Annotated in this window: 24 protein-coding genes and 1 riboswitch; of the genes, 15 read left to right on the top strand and 9 right to left on the bottom strand. The window is 35.9% G+C overall.

The features are described 5' to 3' along the window. Nucleotides 1–26: 26 nt before the first annotated feature. Nucleotides 27–395, top strand: a complete 369-nt coding sequence (locus tag GNT69_RS10915) for a VOC family protein (protein ID WP_203555019.1) — start codon at nt 27–29, stop codon at nt 393–395. Nucleotides 396–431: 36 nt separating this feature from the next. Here the strand turns inward: GNT69_RS10915 and GNT69_RS10910 are convergent, their stop codons facing one another. Continuing rightward, on the bottom strand, nt 432–821 hold the full coding sequence (locus tag GNT69_RS10910) for a thiol-disulfide oxidoreductase DCC family protein (RefSeq protein WP_203555018.1): 390 nt from the start codon (nt 819–821) through the stop codon (nt 432–434). A 213-nt stretch (nt 822–1034) separates the two neighbouring features. Between GNT69_RS10910 and GNT69_RS10905 the strand changes: the two genes are divergently transcribed. Together GNT69_RS10905 and GNT69_RS10900 are read left to right on the top strand one after the other, a co-directional pair. After that, on the top strand, nt 1035–1517 hold the full coding sequence (locus GNT69_RS10905; RefSeq protein ID WP_203555438.1) for a ribonuclease H-like YkuK family protein: 483 nt from the start codon (nt 1035–1037) through the stop codon (nt 1515–1517). A gap of 155 nt (nt 1518–1672) precedes the next feature. Continuing rightward, complete coding sequence (locus GNT69_RS10900) at nt 1673–2719, top strand: potassium channel family protein (RefSeq protein ID WP_203555017.1); 1047 nt, start codon at nt 1673–1675, stop codon at nt 2717–2719. Nucleotides 2720–2755: 36 nt separating this feature from the next. Here GNT69_RS10900 and GNT69_RS10895 read toward each other — a convergent pair whose 3' ends face one another. Continuing rightward, nucleotides 2756–3268: a MerR family transcriptional regulator gene (locus GNT69_RS10895; RefSeq protein ID WP_203555016.1), complete on the bottom strand. Its 513-nt coding sequence runs from the start codon at nt 3266–3268 to the stop codon at nt 2756–2758. A 239-nt stretch (nt 3269–3507) separates the two neighbouring features. On the opposite strand from GNT69_RS10895, the gene nadE reads away from it, so the two are divergent. Then, nucleotides 3508–4332, top strand: a complete 825-nt coding sequence (gene nadE / locus GNT69_RS10890; protein ID WP_203555015.1) for an ammonia-dependent NAD(+) synthetase — start codon at nt 3508–3510, stop codon at nt 4330–4332. A gap of 56 nt (nt 4333–4388) precedes the next feature. On the opposite strand, the gene GNT69_RS10885 is transcribed toward nadE, so the two are convergent. Continuing rightward, the gene (locus GNT69_RS10885) at nt 4389–4958 is read right to left on the bottom strand and encodes a GNAT family N-acetyltransferase (RefSeq protein ID WP_203555014.1); all 570 of its coding nucleotides are present in this window, start codon (nt 4956–4958) and stop codon (nt 4389–4391) included. A gap of 230 nt (nt 4959–5188) precedes the next feature. Between GNT69_RS10885 and GNT69_RS10880 the strand changes: the two genes are divergently transcribed. Beyond that, nucleotides 5189–5371 (top strand): hypothetical protein, encoded by a 183-nt coding sequence (locus GNT69_RS10880; protein ID WP_203555013.1) that lies wholly within the window; start codon nt 5189–5191, stop codon nt 5369–5371. Between the two features lie 94 nt (nt 5372–5465). Here the strand turns inward: GNT69_RS10880 and phaC are convergent, their stop codons facing one another. The 3 genes from phaC to GNT69_RS10865 all read right to left on the bottom strand — a co-directional run bounded on the left by phaC (nt 5466) and on the right by GNT69_RS10865 (nt 8331). Continuing rightward, a complete protein-coding gene (gene phaC, locus GNT69_RS10875) occupies nt 5466–6554 on the bottom strand; it encodes a class III poly(R)-hydroxyalkanoic acid synthase subunit PhaC (protein ID WP_203555012.1) in 1089 nt (362 codons plus the stop codon). Between the two features lie 45 nt (nt 6555–6599). After that, nucleotides 6600–7382, bottom strand: a complete 783-nt coding sequence (locus GNT69_RS10870; RefSeq protein WP_203555011.1) for a 3-oxoacyl-ACP reductase family protein — start codon at nt 7380–7382, stop codon at nt 6600–6602. 496 nt (nt 7383–7878) lie between these two features. Then, complete coding sequence (locus GNT69_RS10865; protein WP_203555010.1) at nt 7879–8331, bottom strand: poly(R)-hydroxyalkanoic acid synthase subunit PhaE; 453 nt, start codon at nt 8329–8331, stop codon at nt 7879–7881. Nucleotides 8332–8593: 262 nt separating this feature from the next. Between GNT69_RS10865 and phaQ the strand changes: the two genes are divergently transcribed. The 3 genes from phaQ (at nt 8594) to fabG (ending at nt 10837) form a co-directional block, all read left to right on the top strand. Continuing rightward, on the top strand, nt 8594–9046 hold the full coding sequence (gene phaQ, locus GNT69_RS10860; protein ID WP_239094163.1) for a poly-beta-hydroxybutyrate-responsive repressor: 453 nt from the start codon (nt 8594–8596) through the stop codon (nt 9044–9046). 98 nt (nt 9047–9144) lie between these two features. Further along, nucleotides 9145–9660, top strand: coding sequence for a hypothetical protein (locus GNT69_RS10855; protein ID WP_203555009.1), 516 nt, complete (start codon nt 9145–9147; stop codon nt 9658–9660). Between the two features lie 436 nt (nt 9661–10096). Continuing rightward, nucleotides 10097–10837, top strand: a complete 741-nt coding sequence (fabG, locus tag GNT69_RS10850) for a 3-oxoacyl-ACP reductase FabG (protein ID WP_203555008.1) — start codon at nt 10097–10099, stop codon at nt 10835–10837. A 235-nt stretch (nt 10838–11072) separates the two neighbouring features. On the opposite strand, the gene GNT69_RS10845 is transcribed toward fabG, so the two are convergent. Both GNT69_RS10845 and GNT69_RS10840 read right to left on the bottom strand, forming a co-directional pair. Next, nucleotides 11073–11873: an HAD family hydrolase gene (locus tag GNT69_RS10845; RefSeq protein ID WP_203555007.1), complete on the bottom strand. Its 801-nt coding sequence runs from the start codon at nt 11871–11873 to the stop codon at nt 11073–11075. A gap of 191 nt (nt 11874–12064) precedes the next feature. Then, complete coding sequence (locus GNT69_RS10840; protein ID WP_203555006.1) at nt 12065–14128, bottom strand: peptidoglycan D,D-transpeptidase FtsI family protein; 2064 nt, start codon at nt 14126–14128, stop codon at nt 12065–12067. Nucleotides 14129–14209: 81 nt separating this feature from the next. Between GNT69_RS10840 and GNT69_RS10835 the strand changes: the two genes are divergently transcribed. Both GNT69_RS10835 and GNT69_RS10830 read left to right on the top strand, forming a co-directional pair. After that, a complete protein-coding gene (locus tag GNT69_RS10835; protein ID WP_203555005.1) occupies nt 14210–14971 on the top strand; it encodes a TatD family hydrolase in 762 nt (253 codons plus the stop codon). Nucleotides 14972–15025: 54 nt separating this feature from the next. After that, nucleotides 15026–15206: riboswitch (Lysine riboswitch) on the top strand. A gap of 148 nt (nt 15207–15354) precedes the next feature. After that, entirely contained in the window at nt 15355–16911 is a 1557-nt protein-coding gene (locus GNT69_RS10830; RefSeq protein ID WP_203555004.1) for a Na+/H+ antiporter NhaC family protein, read from the top strand. Between the two features lie 59 nt (nt 16912–16970). On the opposite strand, the gene GNT69_RS10825 is transcribed toward GNT69_RS10830, so the two are convergent. Then, complete coding sequence (locus tag GNT69_RS10825; protein WP_481747631.1) at nt 16971–17840, bottom strand: VanW family protein; 870 nt, start codon at nt 17838–17840, stop codon at nt 16971–16973. A gap of 218 nt (nt 17841–18058) precedes the next feature. On the opposite strand from GNT69_RS10825, the gene GNT69_RS10820 reads away from it, so the two are divergent. The 5 genes from GNT69_RS10820 to GNT69_RS10800 all read left to right on the top strand — a co-directional run bounded on the left by GNT69_RS10820 (nt 18059) and on the right by GNT69_RS10800 (nt 23068). Next, on the top strand, nt 18059–18448 hold the full coding sequence (locus GNT69_RS10820) for a GntR family transcriptional regulator (RefSeq protein WP_203555002.1): 390 nt from the start codon (nt 18059–18061) through the stop codon (nt 18446–18448). Next, nucleotides 18441–19343: an ABC transporter ATP-binding protein gene (locus tag GNT69_RS10815; RefSeq protein WP_203555001.1), complete on the top strand. Its 903-nt coding sequence runs from the start codon at nt 18441–18443 to the stop codon at nt 19341–19343. Before GNT69_RS10820 ends, GNT69_RS10815 begins: the two co-directional genes overlap by 8 nt. Then, the gene (locus tag GNT69_RS10810; RefSeq protein WP_203555000.1) at nt 19315–21285 is read left to right on the top strand and encodes a DUF6449 domain-containing protein; all 1971 of its coding nucleotides are present in this window, start codon (nt 19315–19317) and stop codon (nt 21283–21285) included. Before GNT69_RS10815 ends, GNT69_RS10810 begins: the two co-directional genes overlap by 29 nt. A gap of 63 nt (nt 21286–21348) precedes the next feature. Then, nucleotides 21349–21864, top strand: coding sequence for an RNA polymerase sigma factor (locus GNT69_RS10805; protein WP_203554999.1), 516 nt, complete (start codon nt 21349–21351; stop codon nt 21862–21864). 112 nt (nt 21865–21976) lie between these two features. After that, nucleotides 21977–23068: a metallophosphoesterase gene (locus tag GNT69_RS10800; RefSeq protein ID WP_203554998.1), complete on the top strand. Its 1092-nt coding sequence runs from the start codon at nt 21977–21979 to the stop codon at nt 23066–23068. Nucleotides 23069–23132: the final 64 nt, after the last annotated feature.

Genomic DNA, 23132 nt, shown 5'->3' with positions numbered 1-23132 from the left:
AAAACACTTTATAAGGGGAGAATGGAATGATCGCACAGTTATTTAAGGAAATGGAGGGGGTTTCTATCCCTGTTCATGACCCGAAAACATCTGCTAGATGGTATAAAGAAAAACTTGGCTGTAAGCTAATCTATTTTGAGAATCAAGGTGCAAGGTTAAGGGTTGAAAATGACCCTCAAGTGATCATTTGTCTTGTCTATACTTCGAAGGATGAAAAGACGACAAAACGTAAGGGTGAGAGTTTTTATTATTTTCAGTCAGAAAATATTGAAGAAACATACAAATTACTAGTTGATCGTGGTGTGAAGGTTTATCCGATTAACTATAAAGAAAATAAAAAATTCTTTACCTTTGTTGATCTTGATGGGAATCAATTAGGTGTGTATCAAATATAGCTACCTATACAAGGTAGCTATATTTGTTTCTTATAATTAAAGAAAGCGCCCTCTTACTTCTGGTGTTGGTAGTTCACAATTTCCTTTTTTTCCAAACCATTTATATCTGTTTTTCGCAACAATATCATAAATGCGATTCCGAATCGGCGTGGGAATGAAAATGAGCGCGTAAAAGAGCTTCCATATCCCTGTTAATTTCCTGCAGATTCGGAGTGCAGCTGTTGATTTTATGTAATAGGATTGATCTTCTATAAGCACTAAACTATCTAAGTTTTCAGGAATTTTGTAATCTCTTCGTATCTGTTTCCCAATTTTACTTTGCAACGATGCAAACTTATAAAATGCATGTATATCTCTTTTGATGATAAATTGAACACTATAATCACAAAAAAGGCATTCTCCATCAAATAAAATAATTCTCTTCATGGTACATCCACTCCAATAATTACAGGTATAATGCGTAACTGCATATCATCTTGACACGCGAAATTTTCTGAAAAAGACAATTTTCCTTTATTCATCAATATAATATGGTATCGATTGTTTTTTGTCTATGGTTAACTCCAAATAATGTGGTGATAACAAGTGGATATTCATAAAGAAGACGGATTTATATTTCAAAACTTACAAGAGCGGAAGATGACTTTTGAGCATGTGTTTGAGAGGATAATAAAATTTATGAAAAGGAGGCCAAACGGAAACTACCGGTTAATGGTTGGGACCGACTCCCAAGTGCATATGGACAGGACTATTTTTATTACAGGGGTTGTCATTCAAAATCAGGGAAAAGGAGCATGGGCATGTATTAGAAGAGCCATTATTCCAAAAAAGATGCTTCAGTTACACGAACGAATCAGTATGGAAACATCACTTACAGAAGAGATTGTTTATTTGTTTACGGAAGAACGTAAAAACGAAATGATTGAAGTGGTTCTCCCGTATATTTATAAAGGAGCGTCCTTTACGATGGAAGGCCATCTCGATATAGGAACTGGAAAAAGAAATAAAACAAGAGAGTTTGTAACAGAAATGGTTTTAAGACTTGAATCCGTCGGTGTTGAACCGAAAATAAAGCCTGATGCTTTTGTGGCCTCAAGTTATGCAAATCGATTTACAAAGTAATCGATACAAATTTGAGTTGGACGGGAGTTGTTCCATTTCCGTTCTTTTATTTTGTTTAGTAAAAGATAGGGAAGCTCTGTAAGAATGTATAAACAATGTTCTTTTATGTTTAAAATGTATACATAAACGAAAATATTAGATGTTAATTCGCTAATATGTTAGAAAGAGGAAAAGGAATGGGGATATTAAGTCGTATTTTATTCAAACTCATCCACATTAGTCTATGGCAAGCAGCATGGTTGGCAATTATTTTAATTTTACTAAGCAGTTTTTTAATGAAAAGGATTGAGTCAGAAACCTTCCCACGTTTTATTGACGCCCTTTGGTGGACGATGACAACCCTTGTAACCGTTGGTTATGGAGATATGTATCCCAAAAGTGATTTCGGGAAAATCTTTACAATGGCACTTATTTATACATTTGGGATAGGGGCTATGGGGATTTTAGTTGGGAAAATCTTTGAAGGCTTTAATGTGTATAAGAGGTTGAAGGAGGCGGGGAGATTGCTATATAAAGGGAAAAAGCATTATCTTCTTATAGGTTCTTCAAAAGATAAAATGGAGAGTATTGTTGAGGAAATCTTTAATAATGGTGAAAACTGTGAAATAGTTATCGTTGGACGTGGAGATCGTTCACCAATTCAACATGACAAGGTTCATTTTATAAGTGGAAATCCTGCTGAAGAGGAAGTTCTTATGAAAGCTAATATTCTCGAGGCCAAATCGGTTGCTATTTTTTCTGATGAAGGTAATAGCCATCCAGAGTATGCAGATGGAAAGACACTTTTGATTGCATCAAGAGTTGAACAGCTATCAAAAAAACATCAAAAAAGCATTCATACGATCGTTGAAATAAAAAAAGAAAAGCACATGGCATTATTTGAACATGCGAATGTAGATGAATTCATTTTGTCTAATGACTCCCTATCAAGATTAGTTGCACAAGCAGCCATTCATCATGGGTCGAGTAAGCTATTCGAACAGCTGTTAAGTATGAAAGATGGGGAGAACCTTTATGAGATAAGGAAAAAAGAGCATTGGCTTACTTTTAAGGATGCTGCCCAAGAATTATTTGAACAGGGAGCCATTTTAATATCAGATGGAGTTCGTTTAGATATTGCTCGTCGACATAAAGAGGAAATCTCCGATGATGCAAAAATGTACGTCATTTGCGATGAAGATACATATAAAAGAATAAATTAGTAGAGAAACAAAGCACATCATCTATGGTGTGCTTTGTTAAAACCCGAATAGTGAACTAAAGATATTCTTTTTCTTTAATTTTTTATAAAAATGAGTTTCATCAGTAGCGGCCGCAACCAAATCGACCGAGGCTGAGTTTGTGTTCTGCTCTTCAAGGATTTCAATTCGTTCAGACAGAGTTTTAATTTTGTCATTCAAATCTTCTATTTCCCTCCGGTGTTGAAGAAGCTGATAAGAGACAATTTCGTCAGCTTTCCTTTCAATTTGCGCTTCAAGATCTTTCATCTTGTTTAGTAATTTTTCGTAATCTGGTTGAATTTCCTTTTTTATTGTTGCTTGACGTTGCTTCTTTGCAGCAGCAGCGATATCTTGAAGGAGGACTCCATTATTAATTTGTTCTTGGATTTTTTTCATCACTTCAATGTCTTCATCCCGAAAAATAAAATGACCCAATTCATTCCTATTCATGTTAAGGTTAGCATGCTTTACCCAGCGTTGAATGGTGCTTGGAGAAACTCCTAGTAATTTCGCAACTGCATTCGTATTCATGCAAATCCCTCCTTTATATTGACTATATTCGTTGCGAGTATAGGAAATCCTGTACATATGACAAAACAAGTTTTTGTTCGCCAAAGATAGTCGTAATCTAACTCTTTTCACATGATTAGTGTCGATTTTACGGTACTTTGTAAGCCGAGGTGTATTTTCCAATTCAATTCTAAGGATAAATTTGAAAGTAATTCAAGAAAGTATTAAACTTTCAGTATGATATATATGAGGTGGATTTGATGAGTATACAAACAAAGATCATTAAAGAATTAAAAGTGAAACGGGTTATTGATGTTAAGCAAGAAGTTCGGGAACGCATCGACTTTTTGAAAGCTTATTTGAAAAAATCAGGTGCAAAAGGATATGTCCTTGGGATAAGTGGAGGTCAGGATTCTACTCTTGCCGGAAAATTATCTCAACTTGCCGTTGAAGAAGCAAGAAGTGAAGGGTATGATGCGCAATTCGTTGCAGTCCGCTTGCCGTATGGCATTCAAAAAGATGAGGATGATGCGCAGGCTGCTCTTAAATTTATAAAAGCAGATGGGGAGTATGTGTTCAATATTAAAGAAGCGGTTGATGCCGTTAATACAGAATTCGATGGAATTTCGAATCAATTCTTAAGTGATTATCAGAAGGGAAATGTGAAAGCAAGAATGAGGATGATCGCACAATACGCGATTGGAGGAGAACATGGTTTGCTCGTCGTTGGAACGGATCATGCAGCTGAGGCGGTATCAGGATTTTTCACAAAATATGGAGATGGAGGGGCTGATATCCTCCCTTTGTCAGGATTAAACAAACGTCAAGGGCGCGCATTGCTAAAAGAACTTGGAGCGGATGAGAAATTATATTTAAAAATTCCGACTGCCGATTTATTAGATCAAAAACCTGGTCAAGCAGATGAGACGGAACTTGGGATTTCTTACGAAGAGTTAGATGATTACTTAGAAGGTAAGAAGGTTAATGCCGAAGTTGCAAATAAGATTGAAGCACGTTTCCTAGCGTCGCAACATAAGCGACAACTGCCTGCTACAAAATACGATGATTGGTGGAAGCAATTTTAGTTATTTTTTGAAGAAAAAAAAGATCAGCGAATCAATATAAGATAGCTGATCTTTTTCTATGTTAATTGAAGGTATTTCTCTTCCCACTCTTCTCGTAAAATCCCCATTTTTACAATTTCATAATATTTTCCGTTATAACCTCTATTTTTACAAATAGCACCTTCTACGGTTAAGCCAAGTTCTTCTCCAATATTTAGTAGCTGATCGTTTCCTGACCATGTCGATAAACTAATTCGTGGAATTTGAGTTGTCATAAATAAGTAATTCATCGTTGCTTTAAGCGCATCAAGTTCAAAATCCTTTTTCAAGTATTCTTTTCTATATATTTTGATACAGACTTCAATAGAATTTGAAGATTCGTGCTCCCAGTCATATGAAACAACTCCAATGATTTGTTTTTTCGTTTTTATAAGAAACTGTTTGTCTAGGCCATGTTTCAATAAATTTAACTGTTGATCACGGAACTTCTCAAAATCTTTATGTTGAGCAGGAATATGCGTAGTGTCCCACTTTAAACAGCCTGGTTGTTCTTGATTATAAATAAGTGTCCATAGTTCAGGTAAGTCTGTTTCAGCCATACTCTCAAGGCACACTTTTTCCCCTTTAATTGGTTCATTCCTGTGCATATCGTCACCTCCAATCTTCATCTTTCTTCTATCAAAGATTACCTATCTTTATTATCTATAGAAAAATCCACCAATGCTATGTTTTTTTGGGAATGTCATTAAATGTTCACTTAAAAATAAATTTAGTTGGATTCCCTTTTTCTTATTTTTATTCTTGAATTTTTCTAGTACATAGTAACGTATATTTAAGTGAATGACCCTCCATAATAAACGGAGAAGGGGGGATATGAATGGCGAAACGGACAAAGAAGAATGATGCAGATCAAAAGAACAAACAAGGTTTTGATTCTAGTAAAACAGACTCTGAATTTTCAGGTGAATTTGGTAGTGCAGCTGCGAATAGAGCAAAAAAGGAAAAAGAAAAACGGATGAAATCATCTAAAAACCAGGGCGAATGGAAAGGGATGCATTAACTCTTCCACGACACTAAGAGCAGGAGAGGAAAGAAATTTCCCATATTAAAAAACGAGCACTTGATAAAAAGTTTCAGGTGCTCGTTTCAGATTTTTAATTAGAATGCTCTGTTACCCATTGGTCAATTAGTGGGTAAGTATGTTTAACAGCGCCTTTACCTACAGTAACAGATACATGTCCTGCTGGAATGAGCTTGAACGTTTTATCTTTACTAGATATTTTATCCATTAATCGTTCTGTTTGTTTAGGAATGGCGATATGATCACGGTCCGCAGCAATATTCAATACGTTCGCATGGATATTGCTTAATTTAACTTGCTGACCCCGGACGTATAGTTCGTCTTTTATTAATTTGTTCTTTTGGTAAAACTCACCAATCCATTGGCGGTATGCTTCACCAGGGAATGGAACACCATCTCCAACCCATTTTTGCATTAGGTTCCAGTTGTGAACGAATTGTTCATTGTCCGCTCGATCAGCTAAAGTAATATAAGGACCAAAATAATTAGCAAGTGGCTTTAATAATTTATTACCAAAGTCAATTGTTTCCGGTGGTATATTTCCAAGTGTATCCACCATTTGATCTAAATTGAAATAGCGTTCATCTACCCAATTAGTAAATAGACCTGCATCAGAAAAGTCAAATGGACTAGTTAGGAAAATTAAGTTTCGGATCGGTAAATGCGGGTGCAAGGCAGTAAACATTGATGTCAATGTTCCACCTATACAATACCCCAATAATGTGATTTCATTCGCATTAGATGTACGAAGTACTTTCTTTACTGCACGAGGGATATAATCAAGTACATAGTCATCGAGCTTCATATGTCGATCTTCATGTCCCGGAGTGCCCCAATCTAATAGGTAGACATCATGGCCTTTATTTGTTAAGTACTCAATTAAACTACTTCCTGGAGCAAGGTCAAGTATATAAGGCTTGTTTATTAAAGCATAAATCATTAAAATCGGTACTTTGTTTGTTTTCACTTTTGCAGGTTGGTAACGGTAAAGTTTTGCCTTATTTTTAGTCCAAATAACTTCTTTAGGCGTTTGTCCTACCTTTGGTTCAGGCTCCTTTGCAAGTACCTCATAAACCCGTTTAAACCGCTTAAATTCTTTTTGCATATTTTCTGGAAGTGTATCAACCATCTCTTCCATATAATTTGAAGTTGCCCATACCATAATTGTCTAATCCTCCCTCATTTTTATCATTCGTTTATCTTCGGATTACATATAAATTCCACCGTTTACATTAATGCTTTGACCAGTAATATAGCTATTTTTTGCCAAGAATAACACGGCATCTGCTATTTCAGAGGTCGTTCCTAAGCGTTGCATCGGAACTTTGGCTATAAGTTGTTCTCGTACTTTTTCGGGAATCGCTTGAACCATCTCTGTTTCAATATACCCCGGACAGACTGCATTCACAGTTATTCCATCTTTAGCTGTCTCTAATGCAAGTGATTTAGTAAAACCAAGCAAACCTGCTTTTGCAGCAGCGTAATTGGTTTGTCCAAACCCACCGCCTTGTCCAATAAAGGAACTTATATTAATGATGCGACCAAATTGTTGCTCAATCATCGTTTGAATGACAGAAGATGTTGTGTGGTATACACTATTTAAGTTTACATTAATGACTTCGTCCCAATCGTCTTTACTAAGTTTTTTTAATGTTCGGTCTCTTGTGATTCCAGCATTATTAATAAGAATATCTATTTTACCGAAGTGATTCTTCGTTTTTTCTACTAATGACTGGGCCTCTTGTAGATTAGAAACGTCTGCTTGAACGGCCATCCCTTTCCCACCGAATTGCTCAATTTCATCGATAACTGATTCGGCAGCATCTTTACTACTGTTATAATTAATAACAACTTCGACACCATTTTTAGCTAACATCTTTGCAATCGTAGACCCAATTCCCCGGGATCCTCCTGTAACAATTGCCACTTTTCCTGTTAACCCATCATTGATTGTTTTCTCTTGAATCTTTTCATTAACTAATAAAGCCATTTTTTTACACCTCTAAAATCTTTTCATTTTTGTTTAAAAATTTTTACAAAAAAATAAGTATTTAGTGATTAGGCGAGAACCCTCGTGACTTGAGTCATGAGATGAATCGCCTTCGGATACGGTCTAGTGCTAGAAAATCGTGAGATTTTTGTACTAGATTAAGTATCCGACATGTCAGCTAATCTTTTTGTATCGCACAATATACATGCTATAATTTAACTAGAAATTGTTCTTTGAAAACTGAACATATAGGGTTGATGCAGGAAAAGCTCTGCATCGTAAAATGTTCAAGCAACACGAACAAAAACCGTTACATGTAGCGATAGCCAAGCACATGTGATTATCAATACGGGGTTGGCTTGGTTCCTCGTCAAACAGTTCACCTCTTAAAGAAGGTGATTGAATCGGTATGCCAACGGGCATATATTGGGCTGTTGATACCAGAAGGCGATTTTTGCCTTCACAAGCTCGTGACTTTAGTCATGAGTTGTTGACGTTATGATGATTTATCATTTGTTTTTTCTGTAAACGTAGATTTCGGACTTGATTCAGCTTCCTTTGTTAATGCCGTTAAGATTAGGTCCATTTTTTTCTCTAGTTTAGAGATACTCGTTTTTAGTTTTGCTACTTCTGATGAAGTTGAATGATTTAATAATTCGTCTTCAATTTTTTCATCAAGATTTTCCACTTTGTCTTCTAAGTTTATGATTAATGAGGCGATATTTGATATCTCATCACGAGTAGGCATGTTAATTTGTTTTAAGTAGGCATCAGTCGTGTTTTGAATTAATTGCTGATATTGCAGGTATCCTCCTTGAAAATGTCCTAACCATTCAGCGAACGATTCTTTTTGTAATGTTTCATGAATCGTATCACTGAGATTCGATTCGGTCGTTTCATAGAATGTTTTCCAAACGGTAAAAGGGTCTAACATTGTATTATCCTTCACTTAAACCATCTCCCTAATAAAAGACTTTATTTCATTTTTTTACAGTACAATGTTAATCGTATAGTAAAACAACCTAGTTTTGGGAAAATAAAAAACAAGAAATTATCTGAATTTACAACAAATTTCGACAATAAGAGAGTTTTTCTTGTTGAAAAGAGAAGAATTTTGGTGAAATATAACTAAAAAGGAAGTAGTTGACATTTAAGTCAGATAGGTGTAAATTACACATATAGGTTAGAAACATAATTAGAAGGTGATTAGGTTGGCTTCCAAACGAAATAGTCAAAATAAGAATGCTACTGACAACATCGGTAGTACACCAAAAAATTTTGTTGTTCCAGTACTACTATTACATCTCAGGGATTGGAACGCACATGGATACGAATTAATGCAGAAATTAGTCCAATTTGGAATAACTTCTGTTGATCAAGGAAATTTCTATCGTATCCTACGACAGCTTGAAAAGGATAATTTGGTTACATCAACATGGGATACAACATCTTCAGGGCCAGCAAAACGAATCTATTCGATAACATCAGCGGGTGAGGAGTATTTAGATGTATGGGCTAATTCACTCAATCATTATCAAAAAATGCTGGACCAGTTCTTTTCCATCTATAGTAATTTCTTCGTACCGCCTGGAATAACACCAAAGAAAGAAGAAAAAAAGTCTGAAGAGAAATTACCTCAAAGAAAAGGCAGCAAAAAACTTTAAGAACGAAAGCACTGACCGAAAGAAAAGAGGTCATTGTTTAAGTTTTTATAAAAGTCAGTAATGACTAATTTAAAATAAATTATTTTGGAGGTTCTAAAATGGCGGTAAAAAGAGATGAGAAACAAAATACAAATGTAATGGATATTTTCTTCAATGGATGGTCAAATCAGTTTGAATATATTGAAGAGATTGAGCAAAAATCACTAGAGGCAATTAAGAATCAAAATGAATGGATTCAAGGAACAAGAAATCAATTATGTCAAATGGAAGAGAATTCAAAAAAATTGACAAGTGAATGGAAGGAAAACGCCCAAAAATTGTTAACAGATAACAAATTGGCGTTTAATGGAGTGAACTTAACTGAATTAGTAGAAAAAATGGAGGAAATCGGACATAGGTCACAAACAATTGCATTTCTTCCTGGGAAAGCTTCCTTAGATCTCCTTTCAACAACTGGTGAACAAATCGAAAAAAATTATACGAAAGCAATTGGACAGCAACAAAAAACACGAGACGAAATCTCAAAAGCATATGAAGGTGTTTTTGAACAAATGAAGCAAACACAATTAGGCATCTTCAAATTATTTGAATTTAATCCAAGTTTGTCGAAGTAATCAATTAACTGGGGGGGAGAAGCTAGCAATTATTTGTTTAATAGCAATTAGTCTATGCTCCTCCCTTCTTCTTACAAATTTTCTGTAAGTAGAGGCATTGCTTCCTATATTGGCTTATTAAAATCGCAACAAAATGAAAGCTCTTTCTTCCGTTTTATATCCCTCAAGTCTAATTGGTAATAATTCGAAAATGTCACCAGTTCGTTCTTATATTTCTAACGTTCCTCTACTATTATTCATTTATTTCATATTCCCTTGGTTTTGACTTAAATAAGAAATCTTTTTTATTCTATGTTAAGGAAACTGTCCCTTTTCGGATGGTGTCATTCATCACTTATGTATATTGTTTTTAAGGGGGTGGTATGGCTTATTAGATGTTAGTAATTGGTGATTACTCGATTCGTTTAGGAAAAATGATTACAAAGGAGACATGATAATGAGATTAAAAGATAAGGTGGCGATTATTACAGGTGCAAGTGGAGGAATTGGTGAAGCAACGGCTAAAAAGTTTGCCGAAGAAGGTGCTAAGGTAGTGCTCGCTGATCTAAATAAGGGAGACCTAAAGCGGACAGCTGCCGCCATCCATCAATTTGGAGGAGAGACAATTGAATTTGAGACAGATGTTACAAATCGTGATCAAGTTGCACATTTAATGAGTAAGACCAACGCTCACTACGGTAGAATTGATATTGTCATTAATAATGCAGGAATTACGAAAGATGCTAGACTTGAAAAGATGACTGAAGAACAATGGGACCAAGTGATTGACGTCAATTTAAAAGGAGTATTTAATGTAGCACAAGCAGCGGCAGAAGTAATGAAAGAGCAGAAAAGTGGAGTCATTTTAAATGCATCCTCTGTAGTTGGGATTTATGGGAATTTTGGGCAAACAAATTATGCAGCTTCCAAGTGGGGAGTAAATGGAATGACAAAGACGTGGGCAAAGGAACTAGGTAAATATGGGATACGAGTAAATGCCATTGCTCCTGGTTTTACTTTAACAAAAATGGTAGATAAAATGCCAGATAAAGTGAAAGATATGATGAAGTCTAAATCGGTACTAAATAGAATGGGAACTCCTGAAGATATTGCAAATGGTTATATGTTTCTAGCTTCAGATGAGGCAGGGTTTATTACAGGTACAATTTTGAATATCGATGGTGGAGTCGTTATTTAGAAAAGGAATTACCGTTTAAATAGTTTTTGGGGGAATTGGGATGATCTAACTTTATAACGTTCACTACCATTGATGCTTTGCGTTAATGGTCTTTTTTGGGGGGAGAAGACAGAGTTTTTTCGTCGTAGCCAGATTAAACCGTCTCCTTTTTAATTGTAATAGCACGATTTTCGGACTCATCGTTCATTGACTTACCGAAAAGAACTTGGATAGCCTCCAAGTTCTTTTCGGCGGTTTAAAGGTTCAACAGATGATGAACAGCATGGGCAAAACCATCATCATCATTTGTTTTAGTAATGATGTCTGCACTCTGTTGGATTTCAAGGGGGGCATTGCCCATTGCAACGGAAACTGTTGCAACTTCAAATTGAGCGAGGTCATTTCCTCCATCACCAAAGGCAAAGATTTCATCAAATGTTACATTCATCATTTCTTGGTAGCGTAATATCGCTTTTCCTTTATGAGCATCTCCAGATGTAATTTCAACATTATTTGGGAACGAAGAAGCAATTGAAAGATTGAAATTACCGAATAAACTCTCTTTAACTTTTTCGATTTTTTCTAATCGATCATTGTGTACGAGAGCAATGAGCTTATAAATCTTTAAATCACTGTTGCTAAGAATTATATCATAATCGAATTCATTGAAAAGTGAATGTAATTCTTCCTTACTTTTATGATGTAGTGGTGGTAATGTCGATGGAAAACCACCGTCTTTTGTGTAAACAAGAATTCCTACGTCCTCTATATTTTTAAGAATGGAAAATAATTTTTTATAGGTGTTTAGAGGGATTGTAGCCTCATACAAAAGTTTTCCTGTCGCGGAATATAAAACCGATCCATTAACACAGAAAATAGGTATTTGCATTTTTTTTATTTGATCAATTTTAATGACATCTTTATAGGCGCGACCAGTGTTTAAGATAAGGGAATGTCCTTGTTCCTTTAATTCATTTAAAGTTTGTAAATTCTTCTTGGAAATTTCATGACTTGAATTTAAGAGTGTCCCGTCTAAATCAATTGAGAAGCATTTCATAGTTGATTAAATTCCTTTCCTGTTCTCTTATCTCAAACACTACTATAACAGAAATCTTCTCTTTTTTGGTTAATAATCTTCTAGTAAATAAGAAAGGGAAGATCTGTTAGTTTGATTTCTTTTAAAAGGTTATAGTTAAAGGCAAGAGGCAATCGAATGAACGGATTGTCTCTTGCATTTCTATACGTTTCCTATTGGTTCCTTTTTAGATTAAAATATGCATCCATCACTCTCCGACCAATTTTTAAGTTTGTCTTATGATCTTCTTTCCCTTGCGAAGCCCATGGAACTAATACGGCCATAGCGACTTCTGGCTGATTTGAAGGAGCATAGGCAACAAGGCTTAAGTTTGAAATTTCAGGAGGGATTTTTCCATACTGCTTTCGCATTGGGCCATCATAAAACGCCTGAGCAGTTCCAGTTTTTCCTGCCGGTGAATAGGGGGCATCCCCAAAGAAGTGGTATCCTGTACCTCCTGGTTCAGTTAATGCTTTTTTAAATCCCAGCTGTACTCTTTGCATCCACTCTTCATTCATATCAATAGAGTTTAATACTTTAGGTTGTAATACGTGTGATACATGGTCGACTCTGCTGGTTATACTCTCTGGTTCAAGAATTTCTTGAACAATTTGGGGTTGCATACGAAAACCACCATTTGCAATCGTTGAAACGTATTGGGCTAATTGCATCGTTGAATACGTATCATATTGTCCGATGACTAAATCAAGCGCGTATCCAGGTAGATGACTTCCCCCTTTAAAGCCTGATTGTTCATTTGGTAAATCAATTCCTGTTCTTATCCCAAGTCCAAATGAGGCAAAAGAACTACGGATTGTATTAAAAACGTCTGAATTCAAGTTCAATGGCTGATCGTATTGGTACTTTCCATTCCCCATTTTAATTACTGTACGAAACATATAGACATTGGAGGATTTTTTTAAAGCATCTACTTCATTTAATACTCCAAGATAAGCGTAGGAAGCTTTTAATGGGGTGGCTTTTATTTTAATCCCTTTATCATCAAAGTAAGTGAATGGTTTTATGGCACCAGTTTTAAAACCTGTAAGGATGGTGGCTCCTTTAACAGTTGACCCGACAGTGTAGGTGGTTGATATATTTCCTAATGCATCATCAATCATGACAGACTTACCAGTTTTTTTGTTTCTTACAATTCTTTTTCCAGCCATGCTTAAAACTTGCCCTGAAAAAGGGTCCATTAACACGACATAGGCTCGGTCAAGCAATTCTGTTCCTGGCCTTTCTTTTGCTTTCCATAATTCTTCTTCAATGATTTTCTCTACAATTTGTTGCAAGTCCATATTTATAGAAAGGATTAGATCTTTCCCTTTTTTCCCTTCTGTCTTTATCTTCGTATCGATTAATTGACCACGTTTGTTCGTGATATTGACTACTTTCTCTTTTCGGCCATGTAAAACATCCTCGTATTGTTTTTCTAAATAACTTTTTCCGACACGGTCATTTCTTGAATATCCACGCGACAGGTAGTCATCAATTTGATCTGCTGGTAATCCTTCAGAAGAAGAACTAACGACACCTAAAACTGACCTTAAAGTATCTTCATATTCATATGAACGTTCCCAATCAATAGTTGTATCTATTCCTGGAAGAGAGTCAAGGTGTTCACTGACTTTTGCAAATTCCTTAGGAGTGACATCCTCATTTTTAATGATTTGCGGTGAAAACTTATATCCATGATTTAAAATTCTGAAAATCGCTAAAATCTCAAGGTCTTCTTTGCTTAACTCTTTTAAATGTTCATCAGTTATTCTGTCTAACTTTAATTTATAGATTTGGTCACTGCTCAGTTTTTTTTGTTTTGCTAATTTCTTTTCTGCGGATGTAATTAGCTGCTCCGCTCGCTCGGGATTTTTCATAATCCAGTAATCTTTTTTATCTCGTAGACGTACCCGATCAGTTTTCTTTTCAATCAAAAGTGATAGTTTTTCGGCAATCTGGAGTTTTTCATTTGGGCTATGACCTCCATTTGTATAAATAATTGATTTTTTTGCTACATTATCAACGATCACTTGAAAATCTCGATCAAGTATTCTTCCTCGTGGGACTGGATTATTAATCGTAATATCCTCTTTTCGTTCGATCTCACGTTGATAATCTTTTCCGTGAACAATTTGGACAAATCCTAATCTCAGGATTAGCAGGAAAAATAGCAGGAAAACAAGAAAGAATAAGATATTCATTTTTAAAATAATTGGTGATTTTTTCTTCTTTTTCATAAAAACACTTCCTATTTTCTTTGGTTAAATACTAAAATAGATAGAATAAATTCGCTATTTTATCTTTGGAGGGAATCAATCATGCGAAGAATTATCGATGCTCACATTCATATTGATAAATACAAGGAAGAAGAGGTTTCTGATATCCTCTCCGATGTTACGGCACTCATTTCCGTTTCTATGGATTTTCAATCCTGTTTAAAAAATTTGACCTTATCTAAAAAATATTCTGCGATAAAACCGTGTTTTGGTTTTCACCCTGAACAAGAGCTTCCTTCAGAAAGTCAACTTCAAGATTTATTATTATGGATAAAAACAAATAAAGATGAAGCAGTTGCCATAGGTGAGGTAGGCCTTCCTTATTATTTACGTAAAAAAAATCAATTGACACAAGCATACGAGCAGTATATAGAATATTTAGATGCGTTTATAAGATTAGCAAAACAGCTAGATTTACCGATTGCCCTACATGCTGTCTACGATGATGCCCATATTGTATGTGATTTACTTGAAAAACATACCGTTTCTAAGGCGCACTTCCATTGGTTTAAAGGGGATGCAAAGTTGATCAATCGGCTCTCTGCGAATGAGTATTTTATTTCGATCACACCGGATGTCGTTTATGAGGAAGAAATAAGAGAACTTGTCCGTGGTTATCCTCTTGAATTAATAATGGCAGAGACAGATGGTCCATGGCCTTTTGCTGGGAAGTTTAGTGGGAAAAAGACGAGGCCAGCGATGATTCATGATAGTATAGAGGAAATAGCTAAAATAAAAAAACGGACGATTCAACAAATCTATGAGAGTATATATATGAATACGAAAAATTTTTATATTGTCTAAAACAATAAAAGTTGATATATTAATATAGAAAATTCGATATTCACCTTATCATTCCGATGGGGTAGAGGTGCAGGGGTTAAGAGTAAGCTGTGTGAGGATGACAACGATGATCACAGTTGAAAGGAAAACCTGCCGAAGCTTTTAAATAGGTCGATTATTTAATTGCTGGGGTTGCTTTTAACAAGAGTAACACTGTCATTATAGTAAAATACTATGATGAGGAGCTACAGGTCGTGATGGAGAAACTAGTTGCTTACAAAGGAGCAGCGGTAGATTTTTCTCTATCGTTGCTCTTTTTTATTGTAAAAGAGCTTCTTTGAAAACCTAGAATTTCTCTCTCATGCGAAGTTCCCCCCTTCACAAAATAGGAGGAGGACAATGGAATGGAAAATACAATTTTTTCAATTTTACCCCCTGTTTTAGCGATTGTAATGGCAATTGTTACAAGGCGAGTGCTATTATCCCTCGGATTTGGAATCATTGCTGCTGCGTTGTTGCTGGCAGACTTTAAGATTGGCAAGACTTTTGCAATTATTTGGGAAGCTGTAGTAGGGATTTTTGTTTCAGAAGGAGCGATAAATACTTCTAGTGTTTACATCATCTTATTTTTGCTTTTATTAGGGATTATTACTGCGTTTATATCCATTTCGGGCGGTAGCCGCGCATTTGGTGAATGGGCTCTAAAACGTGTGAAAACTCGTGTTGGTTCGCAATTAGTTGGCGCGATATTAGGAATTGTTATTTTTATCGATGATTATTTTAATGCCTTGGCTGTTGGACAAGTTACACGCCCGATCACTGATAGACAAAAGGTTTCTAGAGCAAAACTTGCGTATATCATTGACTCTACTTCAGCACCGATTTGTGTCGTATCACCTGTTTCGAGCTGGGGAGCAACGATTATTGTTCTTATCGGGACGATTCTTGCCACACATGGTGTAACGGAATATAGCGCATTTTCTGCATTTATGCAAATAGCACCAATGAATTTGTATGTTTGGGCTGCAATTGGTTTGGTGTTCATCGTTGTCCTGAAAAATGTCAATTTAGGTTCAATGAAGGTCCATGAGGAAAGGGCTATAAATGAAGGTATAATGTATGATCCAGAGAAATCTGTCCCAGGTGAATTAAAAGATGATTTGCCGACAAGCAATAAAGGAAGAATGGAAGATTTAATTTGGCCAATTATTGCTCTGTTTGTTGGAACAGTCGGAGCGATGTTATGGACTGGGGCACAAGCAGTTGAAGGGAATGCAACTATTTTAGCAATCTTTGAAAATACAGACGTGACACTGTCACTGATTATCGGAGGAATTGCTGGATTTATTGTATCTATGATCATGTTTTTTAGGCAAGTCTATGTGTTGCGCGGAATAGATGGAAACGTGTTTGGCAGAGGTGTAATTGCAGGAATAAAGTCAATGTTACCTGCTGTCTATATTTTAATTTTCGCCTGGGCGATAGGTGATCTAATCGGAAGATTGGAAACAGGAACTTATTTGGCTGGCGTTGTTGAGAATGCCAATTTAAACATTGCTTATCTTCCTGTCATTCTATTTATCCTTGCTGGGTTTATGGCCTTTTCTACCGGTACTTCTTGGGGTTCGTTTGGAATATTATTACCAATCGCTGGTGAAATTGCTGCAGTTTCTGATGTTCAGTTAATTCTCCCTGCAATGGCAGCGGTGCTTGGCGGTGCTGTATTTGGAGATCATTGCTCACCAATATCTGATACGACAATATTGTCTTCAACTGGAGCTGGCTCAAATCATATTGACCATGTTATGACTCAATTACCCTACGCATTAACGAGTGCGGCGATTGCATCTGCTGGATATATTGTCATGGGCTTTACGGGAAGCACATTGGCGGCACTAGCTGTTGTTGTTGCGATATTGCTGATTATTTGGGTATCAGTAGGCAAATCAAAAAAGTTTTAGTTTTGTAACTAACAAATTCACAAAGAGCCGACCCTTAACAAAAGGTTGGCTCTTTGTATTTATTCTCCCCTAAAGCCCATGCTAGGGACTTGTCTTTGTTGGACATTGATATCGTCAGATGAAAATAGAATGACTGTCATCATTCCTGACTTTGCTTTTGCGCGAATAAGGACTGGTTGATTGTAAGAATTTTTAAAAGTAAAGTCAGGTCCATACCAGCTAACAGTAGCATCACGGCCTGGCGGGACATAAGGGACTCTCTTACTGTGTGAATACCGCTTAATGATTTGGAGGCCAGAACGGTCGGCAGCATTAAATAATGTCGATGAAACTTGACAAATTCCTCCGCCAATTCCTTCGGAGAGCTCTCCTCTTACAATAATTGGTGCTGGTAAATAGCCTTTCTCCTTTGTTCTCATTCCTACAGTCTGATTAAATGAAAAGGTTTCTCCGGGAAAAACAACGTAATTATTAATAGCCTCTGATGCTAGTTCGACATTATGGGACCGTTGTACATTCCGATGATTATAATAAGTTGCATAATAGCCAATTACTTTCGTGTTGATATTCGCAAGCAGTTCACTATCGACACGTGGATATATCCTCCTTAAGGGCAATTCAATTGAGTTACGTTTTTTTTCGTGAAAAAATGCAAAAAATTGTTCTTCGAACTTTTCTTTGTTTAGCTCTACTCCTGCTTTCTCAGAAATAATGCTGCCATACTCATCAATGATGGCGTTTACAGCTGGTTGTCGAACATGTTTAGCTAATTCATCAGATAGATGATTAAATTCATCCAAATCGATGAATGGATAGCCAACAATTGGCAGAGAAAAATCTGAACGGTTAATCGTTACAATTGGCTCTTTTTCATGAAGAATGAGCAATGAGTTTACACTAGGAGCTGGTTGAGATTGAGAGAGTAACATTAGACCGATAATCCAAGCAAAATTCAAAACAATTCACCTCCCCCTTAGTATGGATTAGGTGTTTTTTTTCATGTGCACGACTTTAGACGAGTGCAAAATTTTTCAATAAAAAAATACTTTACGAAAGGGAATCATTGTCATATAATCTAACTGTATTACTTATAATAATACACGCAGTACGGTGAATACACATAGTACAGTACAGATTGGGGGTCTATATGTTAGAGCTTGATACGAGGAGCCGTAAACCGATTTATGAACAGCTTGTCGACAAACTTAAAGAGTTAATCATTGGTGAAGTGTTAAAGCCTGATGAACAGTTGCCATCTGTCCGGACATTAGCACAGCAGCTTACTATTAATCCTAATACGATACAAAAGGCGTATCGAGAGTTGGAAAATCAAGGGTTCATCTACTCGCAAAAAGGAAAAGGTAGCTTCGTGAATCCAAACAACCAATCAAAGGATTCTGAAAAACGAAAAGTTATATTGAGAGAACTTGAGAGCATGATCTTGGAAGCATTATATTTTGGCATCTCAAGAGAAGAAATAATGAACATAATAAAAAATATTGACGCTTTAAAAGGGGGAGGCGAGAGAAATGATTGAGATGAAAAATGTTAGTAAAAACTTTGATCGGTATAAAGCCGTTGAAAATGTTAGCCTATCTATTCAAAAAGGGTCCATTTATGGACTGATTGGTTCAAATGGGGCGGGGAAAACGACTTTAATTAAACTGCTTTCGGGAATTTATTTGCAAGAACAAGGGAGTGTAACCATCGATGGAGAAACGGTGTTTGAGAATATTGCTTTAAAACAAAAGATATTCTATATCCCTGATCAGCCTTATTTTTTATCTCAATATACAACATTAGAGATGGCTAATTTTTACAAGAGTATTTATCCGTCATGGAGTGATGAACGTTTCCAAAAGCTTGTATCTTCATTCGAGCTAGATGTGAAAAAGAAAATTCATTCTTTTTCGAAGGGATGGCAACGGCAGGCTGCCTTTATCCTTGCTTTATCTACGAAACCAGAAATTATGATTTTAGATGAACCAATGGATGGGCTTGATCCCGTTGTAAGAAAGAAAATAAAAAATCTTTTGATTCAAGATGTAGCGGACAGAGAGATGACGATCTTAATTTCTTCCCATAATCTACGAGAAATTGAAGATATTTGTGATCATATTGGCATAATCCATAAAGGGAAGATCATCATTGAAAAAGAGCTAGACGATTTAAAATCAGATGTTCATAAAATCCAGATTGCCTATAAGGGAGAATTTCCGGAAAATTCATTTAAAAATTTGTCAATCCTTCATCAGGAAAAACGAGGAAGTGTTTTTCTCTGTATTGTTAGAGGGAAAGATGACGAGATTCAAGAACAAATTCGAAATTCAAACCCTGTCATTTTTGATTTGCTGCCGCTTACCCTTGAGGAAATTTTTATTTATGAAATGGGGGATATCGGCTATGCCATCGAAAATATCATTGTTAAATAAAGAAATTATTTTGCAAATTATCCGTAGTACGGGTTGGATTTCTATTGTTTACTTTTTAGGTTTATTTTTTGCTCTGCCGTTAAGAATGATTATGTTGTATTCAGACGAAAAAGAAAGGCTCCAACAATATGGTCCGGTTAACAATCTTTTTGAGTACAATTTTGAAATTCAGTTTGTTCTGATGATGGTCATTCCAATTTTACTGTCTATATTTTTATTTCGTTTTTTGCATGTAAAGGAGGCTGCAGATCTACTGCACAGCCTACCGCTTAGAAGGGGGAAAATCTTTCATCACTATTCGCTCAGTGGAATAATGGCTCTATTTTTGCCCCTATTCTTAATCGCGTTGATCGTCTTATTCGTGCATTCAGTTTTGGACTTAAGCATTTATTTCCAAGTGAAGGATATCTTTTATTGGTTTGGAGTCATGATATTACTTAATATGTTGTTGTTTATTGTCGGAATTTTTGTTGCGATGATGACGGGAATCTCTGCTGTTCAAGCTGTATTAACTTATATTATGCTTTTATTTCCTGTAGGATTTACAGTGCTGAGTTTTACAAATCTTAAATATTTCCTATTCGGGTTTCCGGGTGATTACTACCTTAATGACAATGTTCTAACTCTTTCACCACTTACATATGCAACTGAACTTCAAAGGCGAATCGTGCAATGGAATGAGGTTGGTGTTTATGTTGCACTCATATTCATTTTTTATGGCCTTTCATTGTATTTCTATAAAAAAAGAAAAATAGAGAGTGCATCAGAGGCGATTGCATTTGTTAGACTTCGTGGGGTTTTCAAATATGGTGTGACTTTTTGTACGATGCTATTAGGTGGAATGTATTTTGGAGAGGTGCAAAACAACAGCACGTTTTGGACGATATTCGGTTATTTAATTGGAACGGTAATTGGTTATTATATTGCGGAAATGTTGCTGCAGAAAACATGGCGAGTATTTCACCACCTCAAGGGTTTATTCCTATACGTGGGTATTGTTATCGTCTTAATCGGGGTAGTTCAAACCCTCGGTTTTTATGAGAATAAAGTTCCTGAACAAGACGAAGTTAAAAATGTCATTCTCGCTGATTCACCTTATGGGTATGGCAATCAAGAGTTCTACTCTCATCTGTTCGTACCGTTGCCATTAGAGGAGAATAAAAATATAGAAGCCGTTCGCAAATTACATCAGCAAATCATTGATGATAAAAAAGTGAATATAGATTTAGCGGAAAATGAATACTTAAAAACGGCTTTTTTCCTTTACGAATTGAATAATGGAAAAAAGGTAATCAGGCAGTATCGTGTTCATGAAAAGATCTATGAGGATCTTTACAAACCAATCTATGAATCTAGCGAATATAAAGTTGCATCAAATGAGATTTTTCATATAGATGTTGAGTCAGTCAATCATGTTTCTTTTAGAGCGAACGGGCCAGGGAAAAGAGATGTAATCATACATGATCAAGAGGAATTGAAAGAACTGATTAAGGTACTTCAAGCAGATAATCTTAATGAATCACATGAAGATAGTGTCTATTTTAGCGGTAGAGGATCAATGATTGAATTTTTTATCGGTGATAATTATTATCTATATTTACATTTCAAGCCCACCTATAATCAATTAAATCAATGGTTAGAAGAACGTAATTTGCTAAAACAGACAAGGGTTGTTCCTGATGATCTATCGTCTATCGAAATAGTGAAGTGGGATTCTATAGAGTTTACTCATCATGAAGACATCTCTGGAAAAATAGCAAACAGTGATGAAGTTATGAAAATCACCGATAAAGAACAAATGGATGAAGTGTTAAATAATGCTGGTTGGGGTCCTGTACACCAGTATATTGCTGTTTTACATTATGAGGGGACTGAACATACTGAGATTCTCTATATAGATGAGCCGCATTCCCCGGACTTTGTTAGAAGCTACTTTAACTAGATAATTGGAATGTGGCAAAAAGTGTTGTCACATACCATCAGTGTTTTTTAGGGGGAAATCGGTTTGATTGACTTTGAAATCCTTTTTATGGAACATACGAGCAGGTTAACCTTTATTGCGTATTCAATTACGAAGGATTGGTATACATCAGAAGATGTGGTCCAGGAGGCTTTTATAAAAGCCTATAAAAATATCGACACGATTGAAAATATAGATAAACTTGGTGCTTGGCTCTCATCAATAACAGTGAGAACAGCGATTGATTTTCTGCGGGCGGAAAAACGGCGATGCAGTATGTCGGCTGAGATGTCTTATATTGAGCAACTGCAATTTAAACAAGATGTAATGGTAAGCCCGGAAGAAGAAGTTGAATTCATACTGTTTAAAGAACAGTTAAGTGAGTCTGTACAACAATTACCATTGAGTTACCAGCAGGTTCTTATTCTTAAACTTCAATATGGTTTAAAGGAAGCTGAAATTGCCGATGAACTGCAATTAAAGTCAACAACAGTAAAAACCCGATTGCATCGGGCACGGAAACAATTAAGGCATATTCTTTTTGAAAAGTATCCAGCTTAGATTTCAATCCTCTCTCAATTACTAAACAAATAAATTGAAACCTTTTATTTTCGTTTTACGTAAACAACAGTATATAATATTTGTTAAATCGGATAAGAAAGGGAATTCATCTATGTCATTTCTAGCTCTTTTTGCGATTATTCTCTTCCTGCTTTTATATACTGTCATTTGTTATTATGTAGGTTTTAATGGGTGGATATGGTTGAAGTCTATGCCATTCACTATGAATAAATCAATCTACATTAGCGTGATTGTTTTTCTTTCTCTATCCATGTTTATTGGCCAGTTCAGCATGTTCTTGCCTCTTAAGCTGATTGGTTACTTATGGATTGTTGTGATTGGATATAGCCTAATTCTACTTCCAGTTGCGAACCTTCTTGTTTTTTTCTTGAAAAAACGTGGTGTTTTTTGGATAGGCCTTGTCATTTGTGGAGTTTTCCTGTTCATTTTTATATATGGCTCGTACAATGCTTGGACTCCTGTCGTTAGAACTTATGATCTCACAATTGATAAAGAGGCGGAAGGAGATTCCGTTAAGATTTTGATGGCATCCGATTTTCATCTCGGACAAATTGTCGGGGAAAAGCATTTACAACGGTTCGTTGATATAGTGGATGAAGAGATACCAGATATTATTCTGATTCCTGGCGATATGATCGATGATTATATTGAACCTTATATTGAGCAGGGCATGGGGAGAACATTGGCTAAACTACATGCACCACTCGGTGTTTATGCAGTTTCCGGTAACCATGATTATTATGGCAATGATCTTAAGGAAATTGTCAGAGAGATTGAAAAAACTGGTATACGAATGTTGTTAGATGAAACGATTTTAATTAACGATCTATTTTATATTGTTGGCAGAAATGATTTAACGGATAAGCATCGAAAAGAAGTCAATGAGTTAGTAAGTGGACTAGATCATACAAAGCCAATTATTATGTTGGATCATCAGCCTAAAGACTTAGATGTTGCCGATGAAAATGGAATTGATCTTCTTCTCTCTGGACATACACATCGTGGACAGATGGTACCAGCTAATATTTTCACAAAAATGCTCTTTGATAATGATTTGGGATATTTTCAAAAAGGGAATTTGCACAGCTTTGTTTCATCGGGATTTGGAACGTGGGGTCCTCCACTTCGAATTGGTAGCCAAGCAGAAGTGATGGTTATAAATTTAACATTTGGAACGAATTGACTAAAGGGTTTTCCCCTTTAGTTTTTTTGTATACAGATATTTATTAGATATTAGAGTGAATTCC

The organism is Bacillus sp. B15-48, assembly GCF_016879755.1.
Taxonomy (GTDB): domain Bacteria; phylum Bacillota; class Bacilli; order Bacillales; family Cytobacillaceae; genus Mesobacillus_B.
This window is presented reverse-complemented; position numbering and strand designations above follow the sequence as displayed.